Genomic DNA, 14903 nt, shown 5'->3' with positions numbered 1-14903 from the left:
GATAGCAAGCCTCTGATAGCAAACGAGCCCGCGGCAATGCGGGCTCGTTTTTTGTTTGTGGGAATGTCGGTCGAAGCGCTTTGGAGACGGTTAGTACAATCTTGCTGTACGGCCTGTCTTCCACCGCCGGGCGGCCCCGTGCACTCAGACTGACATTTTGCTTTCGTCCCTTTCCTCCTTCCTCCCTTTCCTCCCTCTAATCCTTTTTATAAAAAATACTTTGTACCAATATCGGATTGTCGGTGCAGATAATATCCGGCCCGCCAGAGTCCCGGAGCTTTTGATACAATGGTCGCGATTCAGTGGCCTGAAGTGTGTCGATGTTGCCGTTGGTTCCGAGTGATGAGGCGATGTTCAGGTCGTGGATGCGCTGGTAAAATGATCCTTCCTGCAATTCGCGTGGGGTGAGCGCCACAAGCTGCTCAAAAGGCAAACCCGATTGCTCGATCGTATCGATGTGCTCGGGGCTGTTGAAACCTACCGCGAGCATGAGCTGTGGTGCGAGCTTATGCGCCAGCTGCGCTTCTTTGATCGAATAGCAGATCAATACCGATTTGTAAAGATTCCCCGTCCCTTGCAGCATTTTGATAGTTTGTGTAATGCTGGTTTCCGGCTTTTTGTCGACGATTAGCACGAGGTTTTTACCAGCCGACCAGTTCAATACCTCCTGGAATGTGGGTATGGGATGTTCCGTCATGGAACCATAGGGATCTTTTAGCCTCAGTTTGCTGACTTCTTTCCACTTTTTCCTGCTCAACAAACCCTTGCCATTGGTTTTTAAGGAAAGATCGTCGTCGTGGGAGATAACGAGCAGGCTGTCGGCTGTGGGGCGGACGTCGATTTCCAGAAGCACGCATGGCACTTTTGCATAAGTTCGCTCGAACGTGGCCATGCTATTTCCGGGAAAGCCATCTTCGGTACCACCCTGATGCGCCATGATCAGTGGCGTGGTGCGCTTGCCCGGTTTCAGGTAGCTTTTCAGCGCTTCGGCATCCTTGAACTGGCAGCCACCGGTTTGGGCCTGGGAAGTGTGTGAGAGGGCAGCGAGCAGCAGTACTGCGAATATCTGCCTTGTCTGGTTTTTCATTATGATGTTATATTGTTTGATTCAGTATGAAGCGGCCCATGCCTGGAAGAATCGCGGATGGCTGTACCGTTGATAGCCGGGTCGGTAATCGAGGAGTCACCGCCTTTTTCGGCATTCAAAATTGATTCCACACCCGCGCGATAGCCCTCGATGATCAGCCTCGAGATATCTTCCGAGTTGAAATGCTGCAAATCGAGAAACAGCGGTGTCGACGGTCTCACCACGGTAAGCTTCATGGGCTTGCCACGCAAGTTCGAGCGGTCGACGTACGACTCGGCCCATTGGATATTGTTGTTCACGATCTGGTTTACGGTAATATCCCTGACGCGCTCGATCAATGTGATCAGGTTGCGCGGGTTGAGGCCTTCCGGCTGGTAGAGCAGGGGAGAATGGCAGCCGATCAGGATGATTTCCGTCGCGCCGTCCTCGATGGCCTCGCGTATGGGCGCCACCTCGCGCAAGCCGCCGTCCAGGTAAAGCTGATCGTTGATTTCGATAGCGGGCATCAGCATCGGAATCGACGAGCTGGCATATACAAAATCAATGTAATGTGAATCCTGGGTGGAAACATATTTCATTTCCCCGGTTTCGATATTGACAGCACCCGCTTTAACTTTAATGGGCGTATCGCGGAGGTAATCGTCGTTAAGATGCCTGCGGATGAGCTGATGGAGCGGCGACGGGTCTACGATGCCATCAAAGCGGCTCATTAATGTATTCATGCCCAGCATTACACGCGAGCGCAGCGTGGAAATATCCTGCGGCTGGGTGATATTCTTAATCCAGAACTCCAGAAGCTTGCGACCTGCCAGCGGCCAGTCTATCTTGTTATTTTCAGCGATTTGCTTGCCGGTTTCGTTGGCAAGGAACGTGGCGTTCAGTGAGCCTACCGAAATCCCGTACACCATTTCAGGCTCGAAGCCGTTTTCCAGGACTGCCTGGATGACACCTACCTGAAATGCTCCCTTCATGGATCCTCCACCGAGAACGAGTGCTTTCATATCGATCGGTTTACGTGGTTTAGTTTGTAATCCGGCTGTCAGCCGTCGGCTTCGGGACGATTTCGATGCCTTTGCCTTTGTTCAATTCTAAACATTTTCGGTTTAAAATTGATATAAACAGAAGATTTTATTCCAAATTTGAAGATCAGAGTTCAGAGGGTTAAACGAACATATTTACAAACTCATGCCCCTGTTCGCTTCCTTTTATTATCAGGAGGGACCTTTAAGCCCTCGCACATCAATATGACCCTTTCAATAAAGGATATCCAGGCTCCTATTGCGGATGAAATGAAAGCTTTCGAGCAGAAGTTTCGCCAGTTTATGAAAAGCGAAGTAATGCTTTTGGACCAGATCATGAACTATATCGTGAGGCGGAAAGGCAAGCAGCTACGTCCCATGTTCGTGTTTCTGTCTGCTGGGGTTTGTGGGGATATTTCCGAATCGACCTACCGTGGTGGCGCGATGATCGAACTGCTGCATACCGCCACGCTTGTGCACGACGACGTGGTGGACGATTCCAACTACCGCCGTGGTTTTTTCTCTGTGAATGCATTATGGAAGAACAAGATTGCTGTACTTGTCGGCGACTATCTGCTTTCGCGCGGGTTGCTGCTTTCTGTGGATCATGAGGAGTTCAAAATACTGAAAATCGTTTCTACGGCAGTCCGCGAGCTGAGTGAAGGTGAGCTTTTACAAATTGAAAAGGCTCGGAGGCTGGATATTAATGAAGAAGTTTACTACGAAATCATCCGCCAGAAAACTGCCTCGCTGATCGCCTCGTGCTGTGCGGCAGGGGCCAGCTCGGTTGGAGCTGTACAGGAAGTCGTAGACAAAATGCATGCGTTCGGCGAGAAGGTAGGGATGGCATTCCAAATCAAGGACGACCTTTTTGATTACGGCGAAGACGAGATCGGCAAGCCGCTCGGGATCGACATCAAGGAAAAGAAAATGACGCTACCGCTCATTTACGCGCTCAACCACGCGCCCTGGCTGGAAAAACGCCGCATTATCAACATTATTCGCAACGAAAGCCACAAACCCAATAAGGTAAGCGAAGTAATCGCATTCGTGAAAGAATCGGGCGGGTTGCGTTACGCGCAGGAGGTAATGGAAAGATATGTAAAGGAGGCGCTTACGCTGCTCAACGAATTCGCTGATTCCCCACACAGGCGGTCGCTGGAACAGTTGGTGCAATATACGATTGAGCGGAGTAAGTAGTGAATTTTGAATGATTGAATGACTGAATGATTGAATCGCGTAGCGATGTAATATTGGTAGAAAAGAGCAGGCTAGGTGTTTTTAAAATCCCGTGAGGGATGTAACGACGATAATGACGTAGCGGAAGCATTGTTGTTACATGCCCAAAGGCATTCCGACAAGCGGTGTCGTTATGGCTTGCTATCAATGTTGCATGCCTGACGGCATTTGCGATTATTCAAAAATACTTCCGACAGAAAATATATAAGTAAGTATAATAATATAACTAGCTTTTTAGTTATGTTTGTGTGCTCACTTAATGGTTTCTGTCATGAAAATATTCCTCACTATTTTCCTTCTTGCCGTTGGCCTAGGACTCTCGGCGCAACCTGTGGTACTGATCCACAAAGACGTTTCCAAAGACCTTTCTGATAAACTAAGCCGGGAATACCGCAACGAGGAAGGTGAGGTGAATGAAAAACCGCACACAGTTCAAGCCGCATTTGAGCGTGTTTACAGGGAAATCCTCGAAACGGACAAGTTTCAGGAATACACGGTCTGGAATAGGCTTTATCTGAATGCGGAAGGAAAAATTGACTACCTCGTGCTGACTGTCACGCGCGGTTACGGGATGATGGACGAGAAAGCGGCTGAGGAGCCCTCAAAGGCCGATTCGCTGGCGGGACTCATTTCTTCGCGGGTTGCTCCTCAGCTGACTGATTTTGTTTCACGAAGAACGGTCGGTACCAAAACTTCAATCATCGTTTTTGTGAGCTTCTTTACCCGGCCACCCAGGGAGTTGCGTGCCAAAAAAGACAGTGTAGTGAATGGCCTGGCAGAGGCCGTAGCGACGAAGGATACGTTGAAAGTGAAGGTGCTTGCGCTGGGGCAGAATCTGCTAACGTCCGTCCCGGAAGTAATATACCGCTTTCCTAACCTGGAAGAGCTTTTTTTGGGCGACAATGATATTGAAAACGTCGATCTGGACATGGCGCGCCTGCCCAAATTGCGGCACCTCGATTTAAGCAAAAACATATTGCGTGATAACAGCATTGCTATCAGCAAAAACAAATCGCTTCAACTGATCAACCTGCAAAAAAACCTCATTACAGACATTCCGCGTGCAGCTCGTAACTGCAAAAGGCTCGAAACGCTTTGGCTCGGAAACAACCGGATGACTGGGCTGACCAATGCCAGTTTCCGAAAACTGAAACCCGTGAAAGACCTGAATTTTTACAAAACCGAAATAGCCATATTGCCGAAAGGAATCGGTAAAATGCGCCGGTTGGAAGTCCTGGACTTGTATTATAATAAACTCGAAACCCTACCGAAATCGATTACGAAGCTGAAAAAGCTTACTCATTTGGCTGTTTCACATAATCAGATCACCGCGTTGCCGAAGCGCATCGACAGAATGAAGAGCGTTCACACGCTTTACGCCCATCACAACCATTTGAGTAAACTGCCCGAGCGCATCGGGCGTATGCAGGCATTGCGCATTGTGGATTTGGGATACAACTGGTTCACCACATTTCCACCACAGCTCGTAGCATTCACCAACTTGCAGGAGCTGGACTTGTCGTCCAACAACTTCCCCGAGTTTCCGTTGCAGCTTTTGCAGATCCGAAAACTCGACAAACTGCATTTACGCGGCAACCCGTTTTTGGGACAGGATGCCGAACGTAAATACAGCGAGCAGTTGAGCCAGTTCAAAAGCAAGAATATCGAAGTGTTTTATTAAAGATTCCACCAATAGGTGAATTTCAGCACGATCGCCCGGTTCTTCACCTTGAAGTTTTCGGGCAGATAGTTGTCTGTGTACACGATAAAAAGGTCGGAAGCAGGCTTGTAACGCCATTGCAGACGGGCATTCAGGTTGATGTTGTCGGCCTGGTTATTGTACTGCATAAAAGTCGTGAAGAACAGGCTGTTCGTGAACGTCACGTCCACGCGCGGGCCTACGAGCCAGAGTTGCGTGCGTTTCCAAGGCTCGGGCAGGCGGATATCATTGTAGTTACCAGCCATGGTAATGGCAACATAAGGCTGCACGCGGTAGCCGAGCTCGGCTTTGAGGTTATTGCGCCTGCCGTTTTGGTAATAACCTCCCAAAATACCCGAAGCGAGGTAGGTCAGGCGGTTTTGCGGGCCAGACACGATGTCGAAACCGACCGCTTTCCAGTTATGCTCTGTGCCGGTCGCCAAAGTGGCGCCACCCAGGTTGGTAGGGTCGAAGGGGCGCAGGAGACGCACGTAGTTGCTCGAACCCCACAAGGCTACCGTTGCCCGGTTGATAAAGTTGACATTGTAGGACAATATGAACTCACGGTCGCTCATATCGAACTTTTTGTCCCAATAAATATTACTCACGAGTTTCGGCCCGTGACTGATGATTTTGTTGTGTTTAATGAAAAACAGATAGGCGACATTGGGACTGATCTTGTAGTAACCCATCCTGACAGCATTGGGGACGTAACCTACTTCCGCGTTGTAATTCTTGCCCACATATTCATGCTGCCATTGCCATATCAGGTTCGCTTTGGTGAATTTCAGGTCGGCGGCGTGTGTGAAATCGTCCGAGGATTTGCCGGGCGTGAACGATTTCAGGAACATTACCTTTCCGGTCCAGAGGTTTTTGGCACTGGCGAGGTTAAATTCCGCCCCGATGTTCCGGTTGTAGCGGTTAGTAGCCGAATGCCTTTCCAGCGTGTAATTGGTCGCGTCTTTATTAACAAAAATGAACCGCACGTTGGAGCGCGCCAGCAGTTGCCGTTGCAAGGCGAACACGGCGTAATTATTGTGGGGCGTGAGCGTATCGTTGGCGCCTGTTTGCACATCCAGCACACCGATACGCCAGTTCTTATTGATCTTCCCGCTCATTCGTGCCCCAAACTGGATCGGTACGCCCAAACCAATGCGCCGCGAGAAGAATGGCCTTATGGTAGCGTACCCGAAATTGGCGAAAAGATCGGCGTTTTCGAGAAAGAACTGCCGGCGTTCGGGGAAAAAGAGCTCGAAACGGTCGAGATTGGTCTGCTGCACGTCCACATCCACCTGCGAGAAATCAGGATTGACCGTCAAATCAAGGTTCAGTGAAGGGGTCAGCCCTATTTTCACATCGCCTCCAATGGTAGGTTTGTATTTGGTAGGAAGGTCGTTCTGATGATCCTTCGTCATGCGCATGGCCGCATACGGGATTACGGAGATGTTCGGCCCCGGGTTAGGTGGCGGAACGTCCCACACGAGCGTGCCCGTGTACGCGAGCGAGGCGGACGGGAACTGGCGCGGCACGGGCGCCCACGATGATTTTTCGGAAATGGTCAGGTCCTGGCGGCTGAAATTAATGCCCCAGCGTGTAATACCTGGTTTGTACCGGATGCTTTTAAAGGGAATGGCTGCTTCCCACACCCATTTGTCGTCCTCATTTTTTACGGAGCTGACCCATTTGTTGTCCCAGCTGAGATCGACGGTGCCGCCGTCGCCCTGCTGGCCGTCCCACGGTGCCCCTGCCGCATTCGCACCGAAGGAAAAGCCGTTGGTTTTGTCATCGAAAGTGTCCATGAAAAGCAGGAAGTTATCATTTTTTCCAAATGCGAAATCCCGTTTCAGCGACTCCACGATCAGGGAGCCTTTGATCGGCTTGTAGTTGACAACCAGGATATAAAGGTTGTGTTTGTCATAGCACAGCTTCACGTCCGTGAGCGCCCTGGAAAAGCTCGTGTCCATCGGCGTGATCATGAAGAAGTCCTTCGCCGTTTCCGCGGCCGACCATGCGGGATCGTCGGCTACGCCATCGATTTTAACCGGTGAAACGGCCGAATGGATATGGTACTGGTAATTTTCGTTCGGTTTCTGAGCAATGCTTTGAAAAATGATGAAACAGAAAATGAAAGGGGTTAGGATAAAGGTACGTAGCACTTGGTTCAAGGGGTGTTTAGGAATATAAAAGGCTCGGGGATACTCAGTTTCTGAACCAGCGGGAATCTGCATAAAATGTCCCGAATGGTACCAGCGAAGAAGCGAATGACAAGGCCGACTTTTTGAACGACCAGCTTTTTTCTATCGCGACCTGGATAAGCAGGAGCACGAAAAGCACGAACAATACGCCGTGTGCCATCCCCACGACGCGCACGGCCTGTGGAAGTCCGGCAAAGTATTTCAGGGGCATTGCGATGCCCAAAAGTACGAGAAAGGAAATGCCTTCAAGAAATGCAATAATGCGCAGGCGGCCCAATGCCGATTTGATCAGTTCGGATACCATAGAGAATCAAAATAGTAAAAACACATTTTACCGGCAAAGATACACATCAAGCTCCTTGAAACGCAGGAAGTTCAAAAAAGCTTTTGCCCGGAAATATTACATTTTACCTAAATGTAACCGAAGGTTTAAATGAATTCTGTAAAAGTGAACATTTGTGAAATTTTGTTTTGGAAGCCCTTTGATATAAGAACGAATATTGCATATTTGGCAAATGTTACACCTCATTACGATCCTATGAAACTGATCTGTCAAACATGGCTTTTCGTGTTCCTCTCCTGTTATTGTTATGCGCAGGGCCTGAAAGTAACCGGGAAGGTTACCGATGAAAAAGGGGAACCACTGATTGGCGCTTCCGTATTGGAAAAAGGTACCGGCAACGGTACGGTCACCGGTGAAAACGGTGCTTATAATCTCACAGTTGGCTATAACAATGCCACGCTCGTAGTGACCTACGTCGGCTACAACAAGTTGGAAAGAGAGCTGAACGGCACTGCAAACCAGGATTTTGCGCTTTCGGATGCTACCGTGCTAAACCAGGTGACCGTGGTAGGCTCGCGGAACCTTAATCGTTCGTCGACCGATACGCCCGCGCCGGTAGATGTGATTGACATTCGCGAGGTAACTACCAAGCAGGGCCAGCTCGATGTGAACCAGCTTTTGCAATTCGCCGCGCCGTCGTTTAACTCCAACCGTCAGACTGGTTCCGATGGGGCCGACCACGTGGACCCGGCATCGCTGCGCGGGCTGGGACCCGACCAGACGCTGGTGCTCATCAACGGCAAGCGACGGCATCAATCCGCTTTGGTGAACTTGTTCGGCTCACGCGGGAGGGGAAATACGGGCACCGACCTGAATGCGATTCCGGCGGCGGCAATTGAGCGGATCGAGATCCTGCGCGACGGTGCGGCGGCCCAATATGGCTCGGACGCGATCGCGGGCGTGATCAATATTGTTTTGAAAGAAAGCACCGACCAGCTGACAGTGAATGCGAATGCAGGGATGTTCAAAGCCAAATACCGCTTTGACGACAAGAAATTCGATGGCCTGAACTACAATATCAATGCCAACTATGGCGTGAAAATCGCTAAAAAGGGGTTTCTCAATGTGACGGCCGATTACAATTCCCGCGACCACACCAACCGTGCTAACACGGTTGCCAGCGAGTCGGAACTTGCGCGCCGCCAGTACGGTGACCCGGAAATCCGTAATGCGGCCATTTACTACAATACGAAAATACCGCTCGGCAGCAATTTTCAGTTTTACAGCTTCGGAGGCCTCAACGAGCGCAGCGGCGATGCCTACGCCTGGACGCGATTCGCGGACGACGATCGTAACATTCCCTCGATTTATCCCAACGGATTCGATCCCATCATTACGAGTAAAATCAAGGACCGTTCCGTCGCGGCAGGTATCCGCGGGGTATGGAAGTCGTGGGACATTGATTTGAGCAATACTTACGGTTTCAATAAATTTCATTTCGGTGTTAAAAATTCCCTGAACAGGTCGATTGGGGAGCGTTCGCAGACCTCGTTTGACGCCGGTGGATTCCAGCTGGGGCAAAACGTTACCAATTTGAATATCAGCCGTTTTTACAAAAACATCATGCAAGGACTTAACGTAGCCTTCGGGGGCGAGTTCAGGACGGAACGTTACAAAATCTTCGCGGGCGAAGAGGCTTCCTACCGTAACTATGACCCTGCGTTCGCCGGCGGCTCGCAAGGTTTTCCCGGTTACAGCCCTGCCGACGAGACAAACCGCACCCGCTCGAACGTAGGCGCCTACGTCGACCTCGAAGCGGATGTTACCAAACAGTTTCTGATTGATGTAGCCGGCCGTTTTGAGCGGTACAGTGATTTTGGAAGCACATTGAACGGTAAACTCGGCATGCGGTACAAAATAACCGATGCATTGGCATTGCGCGGTTCGGTAAGCACGGGCTTCCGGGCTCCTTCACTTGCCCAGAAGTATTTCAATTCGACATTTACGAACTTCGTGAACGGCCAGCCGGTGGAAGTGCTGCTTGCCAACAACAACAGTGCCGTCACGAAAGCATTGGGCATTCCGCAACTGAAACAGGAAACTTCACAGAACGCAAGCCTGGGCATTACTTTCACGCCGGTTTCCGGACTTTCCGTTACGGTGGACGGTTACTATGTAAAAGTGAAAGACCGCGTAGTACTCACGGGCCAGTTCAGCGACGACGATGAGGATATAGGTGCATTGCTGAAAGATTTGCGGGTAGGAAAGGCGCAGTTCTTTACCAATGCATTGGAATATACCACTACGAAAGGGCTGGATGTTATCGTGGCGCATTCCGCACCGTTGGGTGTCGGCAGACTGAGCACCACAGTGGCTGCGAATTTCAACTGGATGAAACTCGGTCCGGTGAATACAGTACCTAAGCTGGCCGGAAAAGAGGATATTTACTTCGACGAGCGCGAACGCCGTTTTGTGCTCGCATCGGCTCCGCCTTCCAAGATTAACCTTACGTTCGATTACTCGGTGAGCAAATTCAGCGCGATGCTGCGGTTTATCCGTTTCGGGGAAGTTAAGCTGGCAAATTGGGACTATATGATCGATACATACAGCCCCAAAATTCAGACAGACCTTACTTTGAACTACAAATTCACGAAGAATATCTCCTTGTCGATCGGCGGGAGCAATATCCTGAATGTTTATCCGGATATGTCGCTGCCTGCATTGACGGAGTCGGGCGGTGCCTGGGACCCGGTGCAAATGGGCAGCAATGGCGCCTTCTTCTTTACGCGTCTGGGACTTCGGTTTTAAACAGAAATAGTTTCCGCAGCAGCCATTTCGCCGGTGATAACCGCGCCTTCCATGAAACCCTGCCAGTCGGCAAGGTGTTCACCGGCGAAAGAAGTGTGCAAAAAGGGCCTTTGCAATGCAGGGCGTGTTGAAAACCATTGGTTGAGACCGTACATCGCGTAGGCGCCCTGTGAGATTTTATCAGTACCCCAGTAGTAATTTGCCTGCGATTCGATCAGCTTTTTAGCTTTTGGAAAATACGGATTGAGTGTCTGTCCGAGCATTACTTTTCGCCATTCGTCGTTCTGGGCGGCGACGAGTTCGGCTTTCTCCCCGATAGTATAAGAAATGAGGACGCCTTTTTGCGATGGCTGGTTTTTAGTTGCGTGATAAAAGTAATGCGGGGTCTGGTCGGTTATCAGGTCGAAGCTCTCATCTTTCCAGAACCGTTTTTTGAACAGGATCGCATTCTTGTTGATACGGGCGTATTGGAGTTCGTTGATAGCCTGCATTTTTTCCGTCGGTAGCCCTGGTTCCCATTGGATATTCTTTATGGCGAATGTCGGGATCGCGCAAATCAGCTTGTCGGCCTCGAAAGTTTTGCCATTTTCGCAGGTAACTTTCACCGAACCCTTTTGCTCAATGCGTTTGACGGTATGGCCGGTCAGGATATTGTCGTTTCCTATGTTTTCGGCAAATTTCTTCGCCAGCATCGTGTTGCCTCCCTGCATTTTCAGGTCCATTTCATTCTTTTCACTGCTTTCCGCAAATGTCGCCAGCGCAACGAATGCCGACATGTGCCGGATGCTTTCGCCGAAATCGGTACTGTCAAGCAGCTCGCGGAAGATAAGGTCTTTGCCTTCGCAGCCATTGTTGACCAGATATCGCCACCAGTCGATGCTGTCGAGTTCTACTTTCTGCTTTTCGTCGAGTTTTTTATAACCTTCCAGCAGCGCTTTCATTTTGGGTTTCCAGTTATCCGAGAAATCCCAGGCGTTGGCTTTGGTATATTGGTTCTGGTAAATGAGGTGCGTATCGAACTGATTGTTCAGCAAAGGGATTTTGAACTGATCGCACAATGCACGTACGCGCTCGTGGGAGTTGCCTACCCACTCGGCACCGAGTTCTACGACGAGGTTTTCCTTTGGATCGATGGTGTGGGAGAACACGCGCCCACCAATGCGGTTGCGCGATTCGAGGACTGTCACGTCCACATTCTTCTGTTTGAGGGCATGAGCGGCGGCGAGCCCGGCAAAGCCGGCACCGATCACGATTACGCGGGTTTGCTTGCCGACGTAAATATTTCCGAAAGAGCGGGTTGAAATAGCGGCGGCACCTGCGAGCAGGGCCGATTGGCGGAGGAACTCCCGCCGGGAGGGTTGTTGCGGCTTGTCCATGATATAATGAGGTCGATTGAGTTCCTCAAAACTACCCGGCTGTATACGCAACTCAAATAAACCTTTAGTGAGAGGTGGTTTTACTTACTTTCTGGTATTAAAAGCAAACCGGCCCGGCTATCAATAAGCCGGGCCGGTTTGCAATGTATTCTAAAAGAAACGCTTACGCTGTCTGAACTTTCGGCGTTGGTTTGGACTTGGGTTCTGTCTGTGCGCTTTCCTTGTTCCGCATTTTTACAAAATCCCTGAAACGGCGGATGGTAGCCATCACAAAGCCGATCACCAGCACGAATGTACCGAGCCACAGGATGTTAATGAGCGGCTTTTCAGTCGCTTTCATGACGATGAAGTCACGCTGCGTAGTATTGACGCCAAATGTAAACTGGCCGGTCTGCGGGTTGATTTCGTTAAACTGAATGCGCATGCCCAGCTCATTGCTTACCTCCGGCTTGCGCGCTACCATGCGGTCGCGGATCACGAAAGATGGTGTTACTACAAATTCCTTGTCTTTGTCCAGCACGCGGATGATCGCTTTTACAGCCGCATCACCCTGGCCAAGCTTGATGCCTTCCACTTCTTCGGTACGCACTACGTTGTCGAGAATGGCTACGTAGTCGTTTACAAAGAAAGTATCGCGCAGGTTCACCGTAAAGCTTTCGGTCTGGCTCCATACAGGCTCGGCCGTCGGGTTGGTCACCATCGAAACATAGGTGTACAAGTCCTTGTCGACCTTGCGCTGAATGTCTGGCGAAGATACGATGCCTCCCATGCGCGGGTTAATCTGCACACGCGGGAAGAGTGTGAATATCTTGCCCGATGGCTCGCGGTACTCGATTTCGTAGTAGAAGTTCTCAGGGAAAATTTCGAGTGTATCGCCCTTTTTGTTGTATTTCTGGCCATCCAACTCAATGTCGCGCAATGCTACCGCGTGGAAATCGCCTTCTACAATATCAACCCAGCTCTTCGGAATGTAGCCCGGAATATGGCGTGGCTCCACGCGCACATCGCGCCAGGTGAGCATGTAATCGCCCATTTTTTCCGGCTTGTTGAGCCATAGGGTAATGTTTTCTTTGTTCTCCTTATTGTCGTTGGCCGTAAATTCCTCGCTGCGGGAGATCATCAGGCCGGAGTTATTAATAGAAACAACTTTGGTATAGGCAGACGAGAACAGGATCCCGATCAGCATCAGCGCCACACCGATGTGCGTGATAGCACCGCCGGATAGGTTGTAGTTGCCGCGAATAATGTTCAGCAGGATATTTCCATTGGCTACGACGGCGAAAATCGAAGTCGTGAGCAATGCAATGTACTGAATGTCGCGAACCTGCTTGAACGTGATCACGGCAGCGCTGATCAGCAATGCAACCAATAGCGGGTTGTACAATGCCTGCAACTTGCCTTTACCGGTTTTTTTCCACCAGAAATACTGGCCTACGCCGGTGAGAACGATGATCAATGCAAAGAACCAGAGCTGGAATTTATTGTAATGTGCTACCTGGTCGGCTGGCAGCGCCATGTTCAGTACGGTACCGAATGCCTCTGCTATTTTGTTATAAACTGGAATGGAGGTGGTTGCAATGATCTGAAAGCCAGAAAGGCAAAGTAGCGTTGCACCGATGAAGATCCAGAATTCCTGGGAGTAGGTTGACACTTCCTCCTCGTCGCTTGGAAGGGATTTCCAGCGGTAAACCAGCAAGCCAACCGCCACGATGATAAATGTAAAAAGGTAGATCAGCAACTGGCCGGAAAGACCCAGGTCGGTGAACGAGTGTACGGAAGCATTACCGAGCACACCGCTACGGGTCATGAATGTCGAGTAAAGGACGAGAATGAAAGTCGCTATCGTGAGAATGAACGATGTTTTCAATGCGGTTGCATTCCTTCTGGCGATGATCATCACGTGTACGGCTGCCACGAGCACGATCCAGGGTACGATCGAGGAGTTTTCAACCGGGTCCCAGTTCCAGTAGCTTCCGAAGTTGAGCGTTTCATAGGCCCAGTATGCGCCCATTAGAATACCCACACCCAAAACCAATGCCGAAAACAGCGACCATGGCAATGCAGGCCGGATCCACTCGTGAATGCGTTTGGTCCAAAGACCCGCAATTGCAAACGAAAACGGAATGAGCGTGCTCGCAAAGCCGAGAAACAAGGTAGGAGGGTGGATCACCATCCAGTAGTTTTGTAACAGCGGATTGAGGCCGTTACCGTCTTTTGGGATGAAATTCGGGTCCATTTTGTACACCGGCAGGTCGGGCATTACCTCTTTCAGCAGAAGGAACGGCGTGGAGCCGATTTTAAGATCAAGACCCGGGATTACGACACCGAGGATCATCGAGGTCAGAAATGCCTGTACCAGCGCGAAAACGGTCATTACCGGTGCTTCCCACGAGCGGTTGCTGAAAATGAGCGTTGCGCCTAATACCACGTTCCAGAAGATCCAGAGGAGAAAGCTACCTTCCTGGTCCTGCCAGAAGCTGGAAATAGTGTAGCCGGTCGGCAGGGAAAGGGACGAGTTTTTCCACGCGTAATGGTATTCGAAATAATGGTTACCGATGATCCAGTAAAGCGAGAAGACCACGCCGATCACGGCTGCGAGATGCACCCAGAAAACGCCGCGCGCAAACTTTTTCCAACTCTGCGTCTCTTCGACGGTGCCTCCTGCGATACCCGCCTTAAAATAAGCGAACGTCGCCAGAATGGCCGACACAAATGCGACTATAACCAGCAGGTGCCCTGCACTTCCGATCGTACTGTGAATCATGATTGTTTGGCAGTATGTTCCGTGGTTTCCATTTTACCGTTCTCGTATTTCGACGGGCATTTCATGAGGATTTTTTCGGCTGAAAATGAGCCGTCCCGCATTTTACCCACCACTACGACTTGCTCGGATTTATCGAAATCCTGGGGTTTGGTGTTTTTGTAGACCACCTTTTGTTCCACATTGTTATTGTCTACTAATGTAAAAACAAACAGGTTAGGGTCGATTTCCGGGCGGTATTCCATTTCCAGGATCTGGCCCGCAGCGTCTTTTTTAAGCTTACCTACCACGTGAATGCTTTCATTGTCGCCGTCCGCCGCCATTTCTTTGGCCTTGGTAAAGTCGACATAAGTACTTGCATCACCGGCAGTTGAAACGATAATACCAATTGCAACCGCGATGATCACCAATCCGAATATCTGTATCTTTTTCATAG

General features: G+C 50.3%; 10 protein-coding genes. 3 read left to right on the top strand and 7 right to left on the bottom strand.

Translation table 11 applies throughout. The features are described 5' to 3' along the window. Positions 1–196: 196 nt before the first annotated feature. Both AAHB90_RS21430 and AAHB90_RS21425 read right to left on the bottom strand, forming a co-directional pair. Complete coding sequence (locus tag AAHB90_RS21430) at positions 197–1087, bottom strand: glycerophosphodiester phosphodiesterase family protein (RefSeq protein ID WP_342087247.1); 891 nt, start codon at positions 1085–1087, stop codon at positions 197–199. Continuing rightward, a complete protein-coding gene (locus AAHB90_RS21425) occupies positions 1087–2088 on the bottom strand; it encodes a patatin-like phospholipase family protein (RefSeq protein WP_342087246.1) in 1002 nt (333 codons plus the stop codon). Before AAHB90_RS21425 ends, AAHB90_RS21430 begins: the two co-directional genes overlap by 1 nt. A gap of 243 nt (positions 2089–2331) precedes the next feature. Here AAHB90_RS21425 and AAHB90_RS21420 point away from each other — a divergent pair, with 243 nt between their 5' ends. Then, positions 2332–3306, top strand: a complete 975-nt coding sequence (locus AAHB90_RS21420; protein ID WP_342087245.1) for a polyprenyl synthetase family protein — start codon at positions 2332–2334, stop codon at positions 3304–3306. Positions 3307–3616: 310 nt separating this feature from the next. Then, entirely contained in the window at positions 3617–5026 is a 1410-nt protein-coding gene (locus tag AAHB90_RS21415) for a leucine-rich repeat domain-containing protein (protein WP_342087244.1), read from the top strand. On the opposite strand, the gene AAHB90_RS21410 is transcribed toward AAHB90_RS21415, so the two are convergent. Both AAHB90_RS21410 and AAHB90_RS21405 read right to left on the bottom strand, forming a co-directional pair. Next, positions 5023–7200, bottom strand: a complete 2178-nt coding sequence (locus tag AAHB90_RS21410; protein ID WP_342087243.1) for a DUF5916 domain-containing protein — start codon at positions 7198–7200, stop codon at positions 5023–5025. The two genes, AAHB90_RS21415 and AAHB90_RS21410, sit on opposite strands and share 4 nt — an antisense overlap. A 43-nt stretch (positions 7201–7243) precedes the next feature. Then, a complete protein-coding gene (locus AAHB90_RS21405) occupies positions 7244–7543 on the bottom strand; it encodes a DUF3817 domain-containing protein (protein WP_342087242.1) in 300 nt (99 codons plus the stop codon). Between the two features lie 234 nt (positions 7544–7777). On the opposite strand from AAHB90_RS21405, the gene AAHB90_RS21400 reads away from it, so the two are divergent. Beyond that, complete coding sequence (locus tag AAHB90_RS21400; RefSeq protein ID WP_342087241.1) at positions 7778–10330, top strand: TonB-dependent receptor; 2553 nt, start codon at positions 7778–7780, stop codon at positions 10328–10330. On the opposite strand, the gene AAHB90_RS21395 is transcribed toward AAHB90_RS21400, so the two are convergent. The 3 genes from AAHB90_RS21395 to AAHB90_RS21385 form a co-directional block, all read right to left on the bottom strand. Next, a complete protein-coding gene (locus AAHB90_RS21395) occupies positions 10327–11706 on the bottom strand; it encodes a flavin monoamine oxidase family protein (RefSeq protein WP_342087240.1) in 1380 nt (459 codons plus the stop codon). The genes AAHB90_RS21400 and AAHB90_RS21395 overlap by 4 nt on opposite strands. Before the next feature lie 163 nt (positions 11707–11869). Beyond that, entirely contained in the window at positions 11870–14470 is a 2601-nt protein-coding gene (ccsA, locus tag AAHB90_RS21390; protein ID WP_342087239.1) for a cytochrome c biogenesis protein CcsA, read from the bottom strand. After that, complete coding sequence (locus tag AAHB90_RS21385; RefSeq protein WP_342087238.1) at positions 14467–14901, bottom strand: cytochrome c maturation protein CcmE domain-containing protein; 435 nt, start codon at positions 14899–14901, stop codon at positions 14467–14469. Before AAHB90_RS21385 ends, ccsA begins: the two co-directional genes overlap by 4 nt. Between the last annotated feature and the right edge of the window lie 2 nt (positions 14902–14903).

This window comes from Dyadobacter sp. OTU695 (assembly GCF_038440355.1).
Classification (GTDB): Bacteria; Bacteroidota; Bacteroidia; order Cytophagales; family Spirosomataceae; genus Dyadobacter.
Note: the sequence above shows the minus strand (reverse complement) of the source record. Positions and strands in the feature narration are given on the sequence as shown.

Excerpts from the sequence above, each read along its gene's own strand:
- AAHB90_RS21430 (WP_342087247.1), bottom strand. The coding sequence starts at position 1,087 with ATGAAAAACCAGACAAGGCAGATATTCGCAGTACTGCTGCTCGCTGCC.
- AAHB90_RS21425 (WP_342087246.1), bottom strand. The coding sequence starts at position 2,088 with ATGAAAGCACTCGTTCTCGGTGGAGGATCCATGAAGGGAGCATTTCAG.
- AAHB90_RS21420 (WP_342087245.1), top strand. The coding sequence starts at position 2,332 with ATGACCCTTTCAATAAAGGATATCCAGGCTCCTATTGCGGATGAAATG.
- AAHB90_RS21415 (WP_342087244.1), top strand. The coding sequence starts at position 3,617 with ATGAAAATATTCCTCACTATTTTCCTTCTTGCCGTTGGCCTAGGACTC.
- AAHB90_RS21405 (WP_342087242.1), bottom strand. The coding sequence starts at position 7,543 with ATGGTATCCGAACTGATCAAATCGGCATTGGGCCGCCTGCGCATTATT.
- AAHB90_RS21400 (WP_342087241.1), top strand. The coding sequence starts at position 7,778 with ATGAAACTGATCTGTCAAACATGGCTTTTCGTGTTCCTCTCCTGTTAT.
- AAHB90_RS21395 (WP_342087240.1), bottom strand. The coding sequence starts at position 11,706 with ATGGACAAGCCGCAACAACCCTCCCGGCGGGAGTTCCTCCGCCAATCG.
- ccsA (WP_342087239.1), bottom strand. The coding sequence starts at position 14,470 with ATGATTCACAGTACGATCGGAAGTGCAGGGCACCTGCTGGTTATAGTC.
- AAHB90_RS21385 (WP_342087238.1), bottom strand. The coding sequence starts at position 14,901 with ATGAAAAAGATACAGATATTCGGATTGGTGATCATCGCGGTTGCAATT.